General features: G+C 46.0%; 13 protein-coding genes. 7 read left to right on the top strand and 6 right to left on the bottom strand.

Going from position 1 to position 16698, the window contains the following annotated elements:
- The first annotated feature begins 63 nt into the window (after positions 1–63).
- From K5Q99_RS08760 to K5Q99_RS08750, 3 genes are all read left to right on the top strand, one after another.
- Entirely contained in the window at positions 64–2025 is a 1962-nt protein-coding gene (locus K5Q99_RS08760) for a TonB-dependent receptor (protein WP_220776635.1), read from the top strand.
- A 167-nt stretch (positions 2026–2192) separates the two neighbouring features.
- Positions 2193–2630, top strand: coding sequence for an IS200/IS605 family transposase (gene tnpA, locus K5Q99_RS08755; RefSeq protein ID WP_220776634.1), 438 nt, complete (start codon positions 2193–2195; stop codon positions 2628–2630).
- A 292-nt stretch (positions 2631–2922) separates the two neighbouring features.
- Positions 2923–3651 (top strand): HDOD domain-containing protein, encoded by a 729-nt coding sequence (locus K5Q99_RS08750; RefSeq protein ID WP_220776633.1) that lies wholly within the window; start codon positions 2923–2925, stop codon positions 3649–3651.
- A 101-nt stretch (positions 3652–3752) separates the two neighbouring features.
- Here the strand turns inward: K5Q99_RS08750 and K5Q99_RS08745 are convergent, their stop codons facing one another.
- Positions 3753–4658, bottom strand: coding sequence for a LysR family transcriptional regulator (locus tag K5Q99_RS08745; protein ID WP_106651596.1), 906 nt, complete (start codon positions 4656–4658; stop codon positions 3753–3755).
- 200 nt (positions 4659–4858) lie between these two features.
- Here K5Q99_RS08745 and metE point away from each other — a divergent pair, with 200 nt between their 5' ends.
- A complete protein-coding gene (metE, locus tag K5Q99_RS08740) occupies positions 4859–7129 on the top strand; it encodes a 5-methyltetrahydropteroyltriglutamate--homocysteine S-methyltransferase (protein WP_220776632.1) in 2271 nt (756 codons plus the stop codon).
- A 237-nt stretch (positions 7130–7366) separates the two neighbouring features.
- On the opposite strand, the gene queG is transcribed toward metE, so the two are convergent.
- The gene (gene queG / locus K5Q99_RS08735; RefSeq protein ID WP_220776631.1) at positions 7367–8569 is read right to left on the bottom strand and encodes a tRNA epoxyqueuosine(34) reductase QueG; all 1203 of its coding nucleotides are present in this window, start codon (positions 8567–8569) and stop codon (positions 7367–7369) included.
- A gap of 176 nt (positions 8570–8745) precedes the next feature.
- Here queG and K5Q99_RS08730 point away from each other — a divergent pair, with 176 nt between their 5' ends.
- Positions 8746–9543, top strand: coding sequence for a substrate-binding periplasmic protein (locus K5Q99_RS08730; protein ID WP_220776630.1), 798 nt, complete (start codon positions 8746–8748; stop codon positions 9541–9543).
- On the opposite strand, the gene K5Q99_RS08725 is transcribed toward K5Q99_RS08730, so the two are convergent.
- The gene (locus K5Q99_RS08725; protein WP_220776629.1) at positions 9540–11462 is read right to left on the bottom strand and encodes a GGDEF domain-containing protein; all 1923 of its coding nucleotides are present in this window, start codon (positions 11460–11462) and stop codon (positions 9540–9542) included. The genes K5Q99_RS08730 and K5Q99_RS08725 overlap by 4 nt on opposite strands.
- A 154-nt stretch (positions 11463–11616) precedes the next feature.
- Here K5Q99_RS08725 and K5Q99_RS08720 point away from each other — a divergent pair, with 154 nt between their 5' ends.
- Complete coding sequence (locus K5Q99_RS08720; protein WP_106651592.1) at positions 11617–12141, top strand: phosphatase PAP2 family protein; 525 nt, start codon at positions 11617–11619, stop codon at positions 12139–12141.
- Positions 12142–12177: 36 nt separating this feature from the next.
- Complete coding sequence (locus K5Q99_RS08715; RefSeq protein ID WP_006084096.1) at positions 12178–12612, top strand: DUF3069 domain-containing protein; 435 nt, start codon at positions 12178–12180, stop codon at positions 12610–12612.
- A gap of 128 nt (positions 12613–12740) precedes the next feature.
- On the opposite strand, the gene K5Q99_RS08710 is transcribed toward K5Q99_RS08715, so the two are convergent.
- From K5Q99_RS08710 to K5Q99_RS08700, 3 genes are all read right to left on the bottom strand, one after another.
- The gene (locus K5Q99_RS08710; protein ID WP_006084095.1) at positions 12741–14429 is read right to left on the bottom strand and encodes an NAD-dependent malic enzyme; all 1689 of its coding nucleotides are present in this window, start codon (positions 14427–14429) and stop codon (positions 12741–12743) included.
- Between the two features lie 273 nt (positions 14430–14702).
- Entirely contained in the window at positions 14703–15167 is a 465-nt protein-coding gene (locus K5Q99_RS08705) for a YehS family protein (RefSeq protein ID WP_006080239.1), read from the bottom strand.
- Positions 15168–15319: 152 nt separating this feature from the next.
- On the bottom strand, positions 15320–16594 hold the full coding sequence (locus K5Q99_RS08700; protein WP_220776628.1) for an Nramp family divalent metal transporter: 1275 nt from the start codon (positions 16592–16594) through the stop codon (positions 15320–15322).
- Positions 16595–16698 lie beyond the last annotated feature (104 nt).

Genomic DNA, 16698 nt, shown 5'->3' with positions numbered 1-16698 from the left:
TTTACTGAATGAACAGTATCGTGGCGCTAATGCCCCGTTTTCCTTGCAGGAGTTAAAGGTAAAATGGGAACAAATCCAACAAAAATCGCGCTGCTGATCGGTAGCCTTTGCAGTTATTCCGTTATCGCGCCTGCTATGGCGGCTGACGCTAGCAGCACAGCTAAAGTCGACGAGCATCTTGTCGTGATCGGCCGCTCTGACAATACCCCGTTAAATATTGCCGCGAATGTGAATGTGATTGACGCTGCGGCGATTGAAATGAGCGGTGCCACTAGTGTGACTGAGGTTTTACGCGGTCAAAGTGGTATTCAAATTTCAGATAATAACATCGGTACTAGTTTTGCGATGCGTGGCTTTAGCGCCAGCACTGCTGTGAATAACACGCTGATTTTACTTGATGGTCGTCGCCTCAATAATATCGATATCGCAGCTCCTAGTCTTAATGCCATTCCGCTTAATCAAGTCGAACGCATCGAAATTTTATCGGGTAGTGCGGGTGTGCTTTATGGTGACCAAGCGGTAGGCGGCGTGATCAATATTGTCACTAAATCCCCTGAAAATACCGGCGGTAGCGTACAGTTATCCGGCGGCAGCTTTGATACCTATGAAGGTCGCGGTGATGTGTCTGGCGCGATCAACAAAGATTGGCGTTACTTTTTCACCGGTAGTTACAACCAAGGTGACAACTATCGCAAACATAATGCTAACGAAACCGGCTCTATTCTTGGCCGCATTCAATATAAAACGGCCACAGACTCGTTCTTCGTTGAAACCAGCTATTACGACGATGACCGTGAAAATCCTGGCTCGCTTACTAAAGATCAATTTAAAGACAACCCACGTGACTCTGGGAACCAGAAGCAATATTCTCACGAAATGACCACTGCGGCGCGTACGGGTTACCAGCATCAGCTCAATCAAAACTGGGCGCTGGCGGCGGATTTAGATTACAGCGATACCTTAGTGTCTTCTTTTAATTGGGGGGCGAACAGCCATAATACACGCTCACTGTTGATGTTTAGCCCTAAAGCGTTAGCGAGCTACAGTACGCGTCAAGGTGAGCTAAACCTAGTCACAGGTTTAGACATTAGCCGTGGTAAGGCTGATTTTGACACTATGGCGCGCAGCAATGTGCAGCAAACACAAAGTGCTTACTTACAAGCCACTGTGCCATTAAGTCATACCCTAAGTTATGTTGTGGGTGGGCGATATGCGCGGGTGACCGACGAGTTAGTCGATCGCAAAGTTTATCCTAGTGGTATCGATTTAGACGAAAATGCCCACGCATTCGAACTGGGTTTAAATTACCGCCCAACTGCGGAGCACAGACTCTATGTGCGCGCCGATGATAACTTCCGTTTTGCCAAAGTGGATGAGCAAGCTTATACATCGCCGGGCGTATTTGGCTTAAAGCCGCAAACAGGCCGTTCCTATGAGGCGGGTTGGGATTGGGCTGTCGCTAGTCAAACCCTGCGAGTCAGCCTATATCGTCTCGATTTAGAGGATGAAATTGTTTATGACTCGAGTGCAGTTAAACCCATAGGTGGGAATTTCAACGGTGCAAACGTAAATGCCGACGCTTCTCGTCGTTATGGCGCGGGTGCCGATTGGGATTGGCAGATCACTAAAGCGCTGCAACTCGGGCTAGAGTATAACTATACCGACGCCGAATTTACCGATGGTGCTAACGATGGCAAAGAGCTGTCTTGGGTGGCAAAACACACGGGACGCGGTTATGTCAGCATGGATTTTGCTGAGCATTTCCAAGTATTTGCCGAAGCTATCTACACGGGTGATCGTTTTATTGAAGGCGATAACGCTAATCAAGGTGATAAGCTAGCAAGTTACGTGCTTGGTAATTTAGCCTTGAATTATAATCGTGATGCTTGGCTTGCCAGCCTGCGTATCGATAATGTATTCGATAAAGATTATGTCAGTGCAGGTTATTACGGTGGCGATTGGGGGGATAGTTACTATTCTGGTCGAGGCCGTGATATTCGTTTCACTGTGGGCTACCGCTTCTAATTATTAATGAGCTATCTAATAACAAAGCCAGACTGAGTCTGGCTTTTTATTGTCATCCCAAAACCACCGCCTCTGGCGGTGGTGATTGTTCCTTGAGGCTATAGCCTGAATTACGCCCATGCTAAAAGAGACTTCTTATTCACCACAAGTAAGAGGAAACGAAAAGCATGGGCGATTATAGAAGTTCATCACATGTTTATTGGCGTTGCAAATATCATATTGTTTGGACTCCGAAGTACCGTTTTAAAATTTTAAAAGGAAACCTTGGTAAGGAGCTATACAGGTCAATTTATATCCTTTGCAATATTAAGGGTTGTGAGGTTTTAGAGTTAAACGTTCAGATAGACCACGTTCACTTGGTCGTCATAATCCCGCCGAAGCTGTCAGTATCAACGCTGATGGGAGTATTGAAAGGAAGAAGTGCGATAAGGCTATTCAATAAATTCCCTCATGTACGTAAAAAGCTATGGGGCAATAGCTTTTGGGCCAGAGGTTATTTTGTAGATACAGTAGGTGTTAATGAAGAAATCATTAGACGATATGTGCGCCATCAAGATAAACAAGATCAGGAACATGAGGCTCAATTGTCGTTGCAGATGATGTAGTTTTTGGAATAGCCCCTTCCAGGGGCAAGTCAAAGCCGCCTTCTAAGAAGGCGGATTCTTTACTTTTTACGCTGAGTTCAAAGAATAAATCTTAAAATAGGTATAGTCTTGAATATCGTTTTAGTAGAGTGGTTTAATTGTCGTTATCTATAGTGTTAGCGGGCAGCAATAACTAAACAGTAGTAATTTATATTTTACTCTGCTGTTTATGGCTGAAATTCTTAGTATTTTAGGTATGATGTGAGCTGTAACCGAATCATCTTATTGTTAATAAACAGGTGTAAAGTGTCTTATGACTGATCTTGAGCAACAGGTTTTTACTCAAGTTAGAGCTATCATAGCGAACGAAGAGCAAGTGATTGGCCGCCGAGGAATTCTAATTCCACTCAAAAAAGCGATCCTTGCTGAAGGCGACATTCGTAATGTGATTGACATTATCTCGAGCGATCCCGCATTGGCAGCGCACATGCTTATGCGCAGTAATTCCGCACAGGCTGCTGTAGTGGAAAATCACAAAACTCGTTCGTTGAAAGAAGCTTTGATCCGCTTAGGTCAAGTTAATATCTATCGCTACGCTTTTACGTTCTATTTAAAAGAACGCCTCGATGAACTGCCACAGCCCTATAAAAAGTTGGTCCAAGGTTATTGGAAGCTGACTGAAGATATTGCAACGGATGCGGTAGATAGCTTAGCGGATATGGAAGGCGTCGAGGTTGATGCTGATGAAGTGCAAACCTTGGCCCTGTTCAGTGTGTTCGGCCAAATTATCGCGCTCACGGCCTTTGCGTATTTAAATGCTAATGCCGAACAATCATTCCCTTTAAGCGTAATTAAGTCATTGATTGATAATCAACAGCAGACATTGACGATAGAATCATTCGAAGCGTTAGATCTCGATCAGGACTTGCGTCAAGAGTTTATGATTGCCCATAATTTGCGTCAGACCCGTAATTCGAATTCCCCTGGTTTAATCCTGCGCCGCGTATTGTCTATGCGTGGTCTATTGATGAATCCACTGTAATATTTAGATGCGATAAATAACGGTTTGAACGAATAAAATAACCATTTAATTCAATAAAAAAAGCCTGCATTCGTAGGCTTCTTTATTAGATTTAACCGGCATTAATTTGTCTTCTGCTGGCGAGATAAACCTTCACTCGCCACCAGTTGTAACCAATTTTGGATCAATGTTGAGTTACCACTATGGCGGCGATAGGCGCCAAATAGAGGCCGTTTTAAGCCTTCTTGTCCTAGCTTTACCGTAGTAAGGCTTAAGCCGTGACCTTCATTTATCGACCAGTTCGGCAGGGCAGCGATACCATCTTTGCAGGCGATACGTTGCAATAACATCATGGTCAAATCACAGGTTTTTTGCTCACCCGCTTCTATGCCCGCAGGTTCTAAAAAGTGGCGATAAATGTCTAAACGCGTCAGCGGTACGGGATAGCTAATTATCGGTAAACGCGCTAATTGCTTAGGGGTGACATAGGGCTCTTTCGCTAGCGGATGATCTTTAGCAACCACTAACTTTACTTCAAAATCAAACAAATGCTGATAAGCAAGTGAATGCCCAGGCACAGGATCTGAGGTCAGCACTATATCCAGTTCGCCCATTTCTAGGGCATTGAGCGAGTCAAACAAGTGACGGCTCGACAAGTCTAACTCGGCTTGGGGATGTTCTTGTCTAAATTGCTCCATCACAGGCATTAACCAGCGAAAACAGCTGTGACACTCAATGCCGACACGTAACTGATTGGTTTCGGTTTCAAGGCCATTCTTAAGATCTGTCTCGGTTTCTAGCACCTTAGGCAAAATTTCTTCCGCGAGATGAAGCAGACGCGCACCTTCTTGGGTGAATGACAGCGGTTTGCTTTTACGCACAAAAATAGGCGAGTTAATCCTTTGCTCCAACTCCTTTATTTGGTGGGAGAGGGCGGATTGAGTGACAAAACGTTTTTTGGCTGCGCCCGCCAAACTGCCACTTTCCTTCAGGGCCATTAAGGTTCGCAGATGTCTTAGTTCGATCATGTTCACTCCAGGTGAATTTCGCTCATGTTGTGCTTGAAATCAATTCGGTTGCTGGAATAGAGACTAACACAATAAACTTCTAGACGTCCAGACGCCCATTGTTGTTTATCAAGGCGGAAATACTGAAAAGTGCCAAGAGAACACAATCTGGTGGGTGCAAGTGCCGAATTTGGCTTATCTCAAATAAAGGAAGATAGGGTATGCAATTAAATAGTCTTGGGTTTCCCCGTATCGGGCGTCGACGTGAATTGAAATTTGCCTTAGAAAAATACTGGCGTGGTGAGAGTACTCAAGCCGAATTATGTGAAGTAGCGAGTGAACTGCGCCGTACCCATTGGCTGTGGCAAACCGCTGCTGGCGTCGAGCAAGTGCCCGTGGGGGATTTTGCCTTTTACGATCAAGTATTAACCCTGAGTGCGACCTTGAATGCCATCCCTGAGCGTCATCGTGGTGAAGGCGCTATCGATCTCGATACTTTATTCCGCGTTGCCCGCGGCAGAGCGCCGACAGGCCAAGATGCGCCAGCCTCTGAAATGACCAAATATTTCAATACTAATTATCATTATTTGGTGCCAGAGCTGACGCAAAACCAAGAGTTTTCGATTGCTTACGAGCAGTTTTTTGATGAAGTCAGCGAAGCGCAAGCGCTAGGCTATAAAGTAAAACCTGTGCTACTCGGCCCTGTTAGTTACTTGCACCTTGCTAAAACTGTGGGTCAAGAGTTCAATAAGTTAAGTTTATTGCCTAATTTAATAACAGCTTATGCTGACATCTTGGCGCGTTTCGCCGCCCAAGGTGTGGAATGGGTGCAGTTAGATGAGCCTGTGTTGGCATTAGAGTTAGACGCGCAGTGGCAAGCGGCGATGACTAAGACTTATCAAGCGCTAAGCACTGTAAACGTCAAGGTTCTTTTGGCGAGTTATTATGGCGGTATTGCGCATCATCAAGCCCTAGTATCTGCCTTGCCAGTGGCTGGTTTGCACTTGGATTTAGTCACAGCGCCAGAACAACTGGCTGTATTTGCAAATGCGTTGCGCAGTGAGCAAATTTTGTCGGTGGGCGTGGTTAATGGCCGTAACGTGTGGGCGGCAGAAATCGATTTGATTGCCGAGCGTATTGGCGCAGTGGCGCGTGATTTAGGCGATCGTCTGTGGATTGGCACATCATGTTCATTGCTGCACAGCCCAGTAGATTTAGATGTTGAAGTCAAACTATTACCTGTGCTGCGTAAACAGTTAGCCTTTGCTAAGCAGAAACTGTTGGAATTGAGCAAAATTCGCCAATTATTGTTGACGCCTAATTCGGATGAAGCACAAAAAATCAGTACTTTTTGTATCGCTCGTCGCCAAGCCAAAGCACAGGCTGCGGATAAGCAAGTGATTGAGCGTGTTGCGGCATTAACCACTGCGGATTACGAGCGTGTCAGTGATTTCAGCGTACGCCAAAGGGTGCAGCAGCAAAAATACCGTTTACCCCTGTTACCCACTACGACCATAGGTTCGTTCCCGCAAACACCCGCTATTCGAGGATTACGCAGCCGCTGGCGTAAGGGCGAGATAAGTGATGCTCAGTATACTGAGCAGTTACAGCAAGTGACCCGCGATACTATCGAACGCCAACTAAAACTGGGTATCGACGTACTCGTGCACGGTGAAGCCGAACGTAACGACATGGTGGAATACTTTGGCGAGCAGTTAGCTGGCGTTGGTTTTAGTAAAAATGGCTGGGTACAAAGTTATGGCTCACGTTGTGTTAAGCCACCTTTGATTTACGGCGATGTGAGTCGTCCAAAAGCTATGACAGTCGAGTGGGCTGAGTTTGCCCAGAGTCTTACCGACAAGCCCGTAAAAGGCATGTTGACGGGGCCTGTGACAATTCTGCATTGGTCATTCGCCCGTGAAGATATCAGCCGCGATGCGATTGCAACACAACTGGCGCTGGCGATTCGTGATGAAGTAGTCGATTTACAAAATGCGGGGATTGGCATTATTCAAATCGATGAACCTGCCTTCCGTGAAGGTCTGCCATTGAAACAAAGTGAGTGGCAAACCTATTTAGATTGGGCGGTGAATGCCTTTAAACTCAGCGCTGCTGGCGTGACTGATGAGACTCAAATCCACACCCACATGTGTTACAGCGAGTTTAACGACACGATTGCCGCGATTGCTGCCATGGATGCTGATGTGATCACAATCGAGACGTCGCGTTCGCGGATGGAGTTACTCAACGCCTTTGAAGATTTTGAATATCCAAATGAAATCGGCCCCGGTGTGTATGACATCCACTCACCAAACATCCCAAATGTGGAGGCCATGGTGCAGTTAATCGAGAAAGCCGCGCAGAAAGTCCCCGTGCGTCAATTATGGGTCAACCCAGATTGTGGCCTAAAAACCCGAACTTGGGATGAAGTCGAACCTGCATTGAAAAACATGGTTGATGCAACCCGCGTACTGCGTCGTCGCCTTGGCTAATATCACTGCTTGAGTGAGAGTTTTTAACTGAACTTATTGAGCTTACTCAGTAAAAAGACACCGGATGTTTATGCCTCCGGTGTGTTTTATTCGCTGCGAATATGGGAAACGCCACTGTCTATTGGCCATGTTTAATATCAAGGTTCATATCAAGGTTCAATAGACGTACTGAGCGAATGACGATTCTTAGTTTAGGCTAATTAATCAGTAGTAAGCTATTGATAACCTTGTTAGATGTTAAGCATCTCGTGGTAAGCCTTTTTTGATAATACGCACCATGCGTTCAGTCTTGCGGCGTGCTTTTTGTTGTTCAATTGCAGCGATATCAGCAAGGCGCGATTGCTGCGCATTGAGCGCCCACTCGATATGTTCACGCACTATCTCATCGATATCGTCACTGTTATTGCGGGCGTTAAGTGCGGCAATAATGTTTGGGCTTGCGGGGGCGTTACCCAGTGCGACTGCGATATTACGTAACCAGCGTTTATGGCCAATGCGGCGAATGGCGCTGCCTTCAGTTTGTTTAAGAAACTCTGCCTCGCTCCAAGCAAAAAGGCTGAGAAGATCGGGCTGTTTTAACTGCGGGCGAATATGAAAGTCGGTTTCTGCGGTGAGCGGCGCTTGGCGATTGATGGGACACACGAGCTGACAATCATCGCAGCCATAGATGCGGTTGCCCATAAGTGGCCTAAATTCTTCAGGAATGGCGCCTTGCAGCTCTATGGTGAGATAGGAAATACAGCGTCTGCCATCAACCACATAGGGTTCTACGATTGCCCCTGTTGGGCAGGAGGTAATGCAGGCGACACAAGTATTGCAGCCTTCTTGAATGGGAATATCCACAGGCAGAGGCAAATTGATCAGCAGCTCACCTAAAAAGAACCAACTACCCGCCTCATGGTTGAGTATGAGTGAGTGTTTACCTGTCCAGCCGATACCGGCTTTTTCGGCTAAGGGACGCTCGAGTACGGGTGCTGAGTCAACAAAGGGGCGAAAGTCAGCGGCATCGAAACCGAGAGACACTAGCTCTGCACTGATTTGATCCCCCAGTTTTTTAAGCCGAGCGCGGATCAACTTGTGGTAGTCGCGACCTCCCGCATAACGGGAAATATAACCTAAGTTGGGATCGGTGAGATTCGTAGCAAAGCCAGCTTCGGGTGGTAAATAATCCATCCGTACGGATATCACCCGCACTGTGCCCGGATGCAATTCTTGCGGGCGAGCGCGCATCATGCCATGGGTGGCCATATAAGCCATTTCGCCATGAAACCCTTTGTCTAGCCATGCTTGGAGTTTGGCTTCTTCGGCCGTTAAATCTGTATCGCAAATGCCAACCTGCGCAAATCCGAGTGCTTTTCCCCACGTTTTTATTTGCAGCGCGAGCCGCGACAGTGTGCTGGCATAGGATGGATTAGGGATTGGATTGGCTAAAGTCGACATGGATTCATTGCAGCGAGGCTCTTGGCTAGGTGGCAATATGATAGCAAGTTTTCACTTGTTGCGGACGAGTTTACTCAGTGAGCATGAATGAGGCGTGATTTTCTTTAGGCAATATGTTTATTTGCAGCTGAGATTGAGTCTATGATTAGGTTTAATGTTTCGCTTTTGGTATCAGTATGCTGAGTGCGTTTTCTCCTAGGGCGTTTTTTCTTGCGATGAGTCTATTAGGCCTAATGCCTAATCTTGTTTTTGCTGCGCCTGATAAGTTGAAACTGGTGACCGAAGCTTGGCCTCCCATGAGTTACGAGCAAGATGGCGTTCCCCATGGTTTTGCAGTGGACTTAGTGAATACCCTGCAATCGAGGCTGGGACAGAGCGAGAAAATCGAGGTGTTACCTTGGGCACGGGCGTATTCGATTGCCAATACTTCGGCGAATGTCTTACTTTTTGCGACGTCTATTAATGACGAGCGTGAAGATCATTTCGATTTTATCGGCCCGATTGCAACCAGCAAAATTGCTTTGTATGCGAGGGCGGCAGATCCCATAGTGCTCGAGCAACTTGCTGAACTGCAATCTAAAGATATTGTCGGGGTTTATCGAGAATCCGCTGGAGCACAGCTGTTACAACAAGCGGGTGTCGATAACTTACTGGTGGCGAGTTTTCCACAGCAATCGGCAAAGCAGTTACTGTTTTCTCGAATTCGTTTCTGGTGCCAAGCGGATCTTGCGGTTAAGCAGATATTAGAAGAGGTTGGCGCAAGTGAGGCCGATATACGCCAAGTATATGTCGTATCTGAGATTAATCTGTACTTAGCTTTTTCTAAAGGGACCTCGGCGGTCACGGTCACGAGTTGGCAAACAGAGCTTGAGAAAATGAAAGACTCAGGGGAATTTAGTCGTTTATATCAGACATGGTTTGGTGCTCTGCCACCGCCCTTACAGCATCAAGTGTTTTGGCATAAAAGTGTTTAACTCTCTCTCGCAGCCTCATTTTTGGCGGCTTTAACACAATTTCTTCCCGCATTTTTAGCCTCATAAAGGGCGTCGTCAGCCCGTTTCAGTAGACTGGCAAAGTCTTTGTCTTGATAGGTGTTGTCACTATTGGGCTGCGGCGCTAAGGTTGCGACACCTGCACTAACGGTCAATTTGAGTTCAGCCGGTAAATCCTCAGCGCCTAGACGACTAATTTGAGCTTGCAACTGATGGGCAAGTTCACAAGCACGTTCAGCATCTGTGTTGGGTAAGAGAATTAAAAACTCTTCACCACCGATACGGCCAATAAGATCTTTATTACCCGTTAGGGCTTGACTTGCGCTTGCGATCGTCAGTAAGGCGCGATCGCCTAGTTCATGGCCGAAGTTATCGTTAATTTTCTTGAAGTGGTCCGCATCAAAGATAATCACCGAAAAAGGGCTTTGTTGTTTTAAGGCTTGCTGAAAATACTGTGCGGCTTGGGAATAAATATGCCGACGATTAGGGAGCTTGGTGAGGTAATCGGTGAGGGCTATGACCTGTAATTGGCGATTTCTCTGCACTTGTTTATACGCAAATATCGACACTATTGTTAGGATAAAGCCCGTCAATAATAAAATGATGTGTTGCAATGACTTATTCTTCTCAAGCAGCGCGAGTTCTTGTTCTTTAAGGTTTTGGTTTTCAATCAAGCGCTGATTTTCAGATTCAATCCTAGTGGTATCAAACTTCATTTTTAATTCTGTGGTTTGATGAGAGAAGGAGTTGTCATCGACTTTTTTGGTGAGGGCGACAAATTCCTGCAGTGCGCCATAGGCCGCAGGTAAATTATTCATCGCCGCATAGACATCACTTTTCAGCTGTAATAGTTGGGTGAGTCCCCGATCATTTTGCAGAGTTCGAAAGGCTTTTTCCCCTTGTTCGAGTTCGGTAAGCGCTTCTTTATAACGTGCTTGTTGAAACTTGATATTGGCCGTAAAGAGTTTCATAAAGCTATAAGCGGCATAATCTTTTTCGCTAATCACAGCTGCGGCTTCAGTTAAATATTTTTCAGCTTCATTAAGACGATGGAGTTTGATTAAGCTAAAGGCAATGTCCGTCGCCATAGTGGCGGCCACTTTTTCTAGCTGATGTTCCTTAAAGTATTGATAGCTGAGCAAGAAGTGATCAATAGCTTGTTGATGTTCACCCAGTTCATCTAAAGCCAGACCTATTTCTGAGGTGACATACATTGCCTGCTCTTGGTTATTGTTCTTTAAATAGAGTGCTTTGAGTTTATTGTAGTAACGGATTGCACTTTGGGGATCGCCATAACGTTTAAAGCTGGTGGCCATATCGGCAAGATTGATGTTAGCCCAGCCGGTTAAATTCAGTGACTCGTAGAGATCTTGTGCAGTTATCAGATCGTCTAATGCCGCAGAAAAATCGCCAATATAGGAATACAGAGCGCCGCGAAGGCTGCGTGAGTCGGCAATGAGTTTAAGATCTTCATGCTCATAGGCACGCTTAACGCTGAGGTTATAACCTTCCATCGCGCTATCTACATCACCATTTAACTGCAAAAACCAAGAATGACAAAGCATGAGGTCGGTGATGAAATGCGGAGATGCGGTTGGCGGAATATTGGTCAGTGTTTGACTCGTATTTTTAACTGCCAGCGCTATGTCAGTATCCGTTTCGGCACTTTGATCCCAGCATTTAAGTAGCTGCAGCTTTTCATTGCGGAGTATATCGTCGGTTGCAATCAGTTTGCTCAATAACGCAAGATCGCTGTTAATTGCTTCGCGGGTCATAGGGACGCCGCTTTCAAATCTTTCAAATATTTTATCAACCTGAGTCTTTTCTTCTGCCATAGCGAGGCTGAGCGGCAGTAAGAGCAGCAACAAGGTAAATGATAAGTATCGGAGTGGACGTAGCAAAAAAGTTTCCTGTTCGCATTAAAATCAATAGCTAATAATGAGCTTAGCATAACTTGTTTGTTCATTTTGAATATAGATGTATCGCAATTTTGCATTCGGCTAGTGATCAAGGTATAAACTTCGCCTTGAAAATTATTCTAAAAAGGAATCACCCTTGAAAAAATTACTTTGTGCTGCCCTACTTATGATAAGCAGCAATAGTTGGGCGGGTTCAGATTTAGAAACCTCGGGCGATGTATTGCATTTATTGCTCCCCGCAACGGCAATGGGCGCGACGTTATTTTATGAAGACGGTTACGACGGTAGTTGGCAGTTAATTCAGGCGGCAGTATCGAGTCGATTAATTGTTGAAGGCCTAAAATATGGCGTGAGTAAAGACAGACCCGACGGTAGTGGCGATGATTCGTTCCCATCGGGTCATACCTCTGACAGCTTTATGGCGGCGACGTTTATTCAGCAACGTTATGGCTGGCAGTATGGTTTACCCGCCTATGTCGCGGCATCGTATGTTGGCTATACCCGAGTGGCGAGCGATCAACATTACCTAGAAGACGTGTTAGCGGGTGCTGCAATTGGCGCACTAGCGGGTTGGTATTTTACTCAGCCCTATGAAGGAATTACTGTCACACCGATAGCAGGTAACGGCGTTTATGGTTTATATGTGAGTGGTCAGTTTTAAGTCTATTTTTTGAATGAATGTTAATCGAGATTTTTTATGAGTGAATTATCAGCTGTTTACCGTGAAACTGCCGAGCAGATTTCTTACAATGTTGCGAATAAAGTGCTGCCAATGGCAAAACTTCCGGATGGATTATTGGCTGCATATCAAAGCCTGTGCGCTGAACTGTTGGAAGACAGAGAGGGCAAATTTAGCCAAGCTTGGGCATCTTTGCCTGCTAGCGCGCGTAATCTTATGGAGCAAGCCGCATTCCACGGTTTTTATATTGCGAATGCTTGGTTGCAGTTGAGCCGTGTTGCCCAAGAGATTTCTGAGCAGGCTGATACCGATGGTGAAATCCAAGAGCAAGAATATAACGGTATCTTCACCCGTTTAGCCGATGAATCGCTCAAAGAAAGCCTACGCAAATTGAAAAAAGCACGTACCGATCGCTCTATGCTCAATAGCTTTAAACAGGTGATGGCGCCTTAGTTTTTATTGAAATAAGCGCTGAGTCTGAAAATCAAAAAGCCCGTCACTTTGCAGTGACGGGCTTTTTGCTAGCACAAACCCTTAGCTAAAGCTGCGTTGCCACGACTTAAGTCGCGGCAACGTTATGCTTAGAACGAAGTGCGTTTGTAGCGGCGATATTCTGGACTCCAGAAATTGCCTTCAATTGATTGTTGTAAGATTTCATCGCTCATTGGCAGCGTTAAACCTTGTTCAACTGCGACTTTACCTACGGCGAAAGCAATGTGCTTGCTGACCGCGTGGATATCTTCAAGTTTCGGCAATAATGGGCCGCTACCGTCGATTGCCAGTGGCGAGCATTCTGCAAGTGCGCGGCTTGAGGCCATTAACATGGCATCGGAAACGTGGCGGGCACCAGACGCTAATACGCCTAAGCCAATACCTGGGAAGATAAAGCTGTTGTTACACTGGGCAATCTCATAGGTTTCACCATCGACCACAACGGGCTCGAACGGACTACCCGTGGCGACGAGTGCTTGACCTGAGGTCCAATGCAAAATGTCCTTTGGCGTCGCTTCAACACGGCTGGTTGGGTTCGACAGTGGGAAAATAATCGGGCGGGCACAATGGCTGTGCATAGCGCGAATAATTTCTTCGGTGAACAGACCCGGTACGCCGGATACGCCAATCAGCACGGTTGGCTTAGCGTTGTTAACTACATCCAATAATGAAATATTGTCGCTGAAATTACTCCAGTTTTGGATATTGGTGCATTTCTGCGCCAATTTTTGCTGGAATGGCAACAGGTTAGGCATGTTGTCTAGCAATAAGCCCCAACGGTCAACCATACATACTTGCGTGCGAGCTTGCTCGTCGCTGATCCCTTCGGACACCATTTGCGCCACTATAGCTTCGGCGATACCGCAACCCGCGCTACCCGCACCAAGGAAGGCAATACGTTGTTGATTTAATTCAGTACCTGCAGCTTTACAAGCGGCCAGCAATGAACCGACGGCAACGGCAGCGGTACCTTGAATATCATCGTTAAAGCAGCAATAGCGATCTTTATAACGCTCTAAGATCGGCATGGCGTTCTTTTGGGCAAAGTCTTCGAACTGGATCAAAGTGTCTGGCCAACGCACATGTACGGCTTGCATAAAGGCTTCGATAAACTCGGCGTATTCTTCGCCACCGATGCGCGGATGGCGCCAGCCCATATACATAGGATCTTCTAACAACTGCGGATTATCTGTGCCTACGTCTAAAGTGATAGGCAGAGTATAAGCCGGACTGATGCCACCACAGCTAGTGTAGAGTGACAGCTTACCAATAGGGATCCCCATGCCGCCAATGCCTTGATCGCCAAGGCCTAAAATACGTTCACCGTCGGTAACAACGATGATTTTAACTTTTTGGCGAGTCGAGTTATTGAGAATGTCATCGATCCTATCTTTGTTCGGATAGGAGATAAACAAACCACGGTTGCGGCGGTAGTTTTTCGAGAAACGTTCACAAGCCAAACCTACCGTCGGCGTATAGATGATGGGCATCATCTCGCTGATGTTATTTTGCACTAGACGATAAAATAAGGTCTCGTTAGTGTCTTGGATATTACGTAGGTAAATATGCTTGTCTAAGTCGTTGTTGAAACTTCTAAATTGATCGTAGGCGCGGGAAGCTTGCTCCTCAATCGTTTCAATGGCATAGGGAACTAAGCCTTCGAGGTTAAAGAAAATACGCTCTTCTTCAGAAAATGCACTGCCCTTGTTAATCAGTGGGGCTTCAAGAATGGCAGGTCCTGCAAACGGAAGATAGAGGGGGCGTTTATTATCGTCCATGGGTAACCTTTTGAGTTATTGTTTAAGTGGTCAATACGTGCTGTAAGTCACGTAAGGTTATCATGAAATGTGATCTTTGTTGTCCGTGGAACGAGGTATTTGTGGTTTTTTTTGCAGCAGTAAAAAAGTCCGCTGTTTTAAACAGGATTTATGAGGTACTTCAGATGGAATTGTTATGCTGTTGTTTATGCCTAAGCAACTTTAGGTATAGCTAAATCGGATATAAAAAACGCAGCCTAAGCTGCGTTTGATATGAAAAACTGATGTGTTGCGTTATTCACCGCGATACTTAAGTGATAAGCCGCGAATAAAGTTACGCAGGATTTGATCGCCGCACTCTTTAAAATTCTTATGATCCGGATTGCGGAACAGCGCGCTCAGTTCTGATTTTGACATTTGCACTTCGGCTAGAGCCAAGGCTGCAACTATGTCTTCTTCACGCATTTCGAGTGCCACTCTGAGCTTTTTGAAGATTAAGTTATTGTTTAAACGCGATACTGGCGCTGGGATTTCTGCACCTTCACGTAGGCCACGCTTTTCGATGATAAGGCCGTCTAGGAACTGACATAAAGTGGTGTCATTACAGGCTTTGTAACCTTCTTCCTCTTCTTTGTGCAGCAGAGCAATGATCTCTTCTGTTGGCACTTCTCTTCCAGCTTTGGCAAAAATTTTAATCATTTTGGCATTGTTGAAATCAAACACGAAGCGCAAACGGCGCAAAATATCATTATTAATCATGGTCATCTCTTGGCGCGGCTGCGCTGTCTGGTTTAAGAGGCGGTATTATATACCCAAACCGCCTCAAAAGCAGAATTTCGCAGGAATTTAACGCAGCGTAGCAAATGCAATTTATGACTCTGACATAAATTGCTGTCATGCCATCTTAGTCATCAACTTTTAATTACGTTGTACCAATAAATAAACAGCGCCGCGAAAATCAGTAGATAACTTAGGCCAAACCAAGAGAGTAGCTTCATCTTAGTGTCGTATCTATCGGCTTCGGGGAGCTGTTTGCTGGTCATTAAGCGGTAGTTTAACCAAGCAAAAATGACTGTGGTCATAAAGGCCAAGATCATCACAAACTCAAGCAGCGGTAACAGTGCGCCTTTAAAGAAGAGGATTAGCAATAAACCAAAGGCACTGATGGCGAGCATGATCCCTGTGAGGAGTTTGTCTGAACTGGCCTTTGATGTGAGTAACTGCCAGCCCATATCTAAAGTGCGGCTGTAGCCATCGATAACAGTTACTGTTGTGCTGAAAATACACAGAAATGCCACAACACCAATAAGATAACGACTCTCGCCGCCCATCACTTGGCTGTAAAGGTTGATCAATTGATTAGCAAATTGCGCGCCGGAATCGGAAAAGTGCTCACCACTGCCGTGCATCACTAAGGCGCCCAAGGACAGAAACACGATCGCGAGGATCGCGGTGATGATGTAGCCTAAATTAAAGTCGAGCAGCGCCTGTGCTTTTGTGACCGTCTGGCTTTTTTGTTTTTCGAGCAACCAGAGGGAATTCCAAGCGCTCACTTCAATCGGTGCCGGCATCCAGCCCATCATGGCGACCAGGAATCCCACATGGGCCCATTGCCAAGGTGAGGGAGAAACAAAATTGCTCGCTAATGGTTGAGCATTATCCCAAGCTAAGGCCACGGCAATTAAGGTCGTTAGCGTTAAGGCGAACATGATGATCTTAGTGAGTCTATCAAGTAGTTGATAATGGCCTAAAATCAGCAAAGCCAAAGAACTTAGCAATACCAATAGGGCTAACCAATCGATGGGAAGCGGAATAAATTGGGTCAACATAGCGGCGGTGAGCATGCAAACACCCGCAGTGCTGGCAACGGCGGCGATCACATTCAGTCCCGTAAATAGCAGTAAATAACCTCGGCCCTGTTTGAGGTAACCGTGCAGTAAACTCTCCCCTGTGGCGGCGGTGTAGCGTGCGCCAGCGGCAAAGAAAGGATACTTAAGTAAATTCACCCCTAAAATCACCCATGCTAATTGCCAGCCAAATTCGGCGCCGGCCCGAGTCGAGGCAACTAAATGCGATGCGCCAATCGCCGCTGCGGCCATAAGCACACCTGGCCCCATAGCTTTAATGCCAAGCGCCAGGTGCGTCATCCAAGAGGATGAAGAAGAGGTTACCGAGGATTCTGTCATGTCGTTATCAAAAATACCTATTGAAAATTAATCTTGGGAATCGAACACGCTCTTATGTTAAGGCTGTACTCAAGTTAAAGCTGTACTCAAGTTAAAGCTGAGCT

The sequence above is a fragment of the Shewanella hafniensis genome, from assembly GCF_019655335.1.
Taxonomy (GTDB): Bacteria; Pseudomonadota; Gammaproteobacteria; order Enterobacterales; family Shewanellaceae; genus Shewanella; species Shewanella hafniensis.
The sequence above is the reverse complement of the archived record's forward strand: the minus strand, read 5'-3'. Positions and strand labels throughout refer to the sequence as shown.

What these genes read in the sequence shown, in the direction of transcription:
- K5Q99_RS08760 (WP_220776635.1), top strand. Translation starts at nt 64, where the DNA reads ATGGGAACAAATCCAACAAAAATCGCGCTGCTGATCGGTAGCCTTTGC.
- tnpA (WP_220776634.1), top strand. Translation starts at nt 2,193, where the DNA reads ATGGGCGATTATAGAAGTTCATCACATGTTTATTGGCGTTGCAAATAT.
- K5Q99_RS08750 (WP_220776633.1), top strand. Translation starts at nt 2,923, where the DNA reads ATGACTGATCTTGAGCAACAGGTTTTTACTCAAGTTAGAGCTATCATA.
- K5Q99_RS08745 (WP_106651596.1), bottom strand. Translation starts at nt 4,658, where the DNA reads ATGATCGAACTAAGACATCTGCGAACCTTAATGGCCCTGAAGGAAAGT.
- metE (WP_220776632.1), top strand. Translation starts at nt 4,859, where the DNA reads ATGCAATTAAATAGTCTTGGGTTTCCCCGTATCGGGCGTCGACGTGAA.
- queG (WP_220776631.1), bottom strand. Translation starts at nt 8,569, where the DNA reads ATGTCGACTTTAGCCAATCCAATCCCTAATCCATCCTATGCCAGCACA.
- K5Q99_RS08730 (WP_220776630.1), top strand. Translation starts at nt 8,746, where the DNA reads ATGCTGAGTGCGTTTTCTCCTAGGGCGTTTTTTCTTGCGATGAGTCTA.
- K5Q99_RS08715 (WP_006084096.1), top strand. Translation starts at nt 12,178, where the DNA reads ATGAGTGAATTATCAGCTGTTTACCGTGAAACTGCCGAGCAGATTTCT.
- K5Q99_RS08710 (WP_006084095.1), bottom strand. Translation starts at nt 14,429, where the DNA reads ATGGACGATAATAAACGCCCCCTCTATCTTCCGTTTGCAGGACCTGCC.
- K5Q99_RS08705 (WP_006080239.1), bottom strand. Translation starts at nt 15,167, where the DNA reads ATGATTAATAATGATATTTTGCGCCGTTTGCGCTTCGTGTTTGATTTC.
- K5Q99_RS08700 (WP_220776628.1), bottom strand. Translation starts at nt 16,594, where the DNA reads ATGACAGAATCCTCGGTAACCTCTTCTTCATCCTCTTGGATGACGCAC.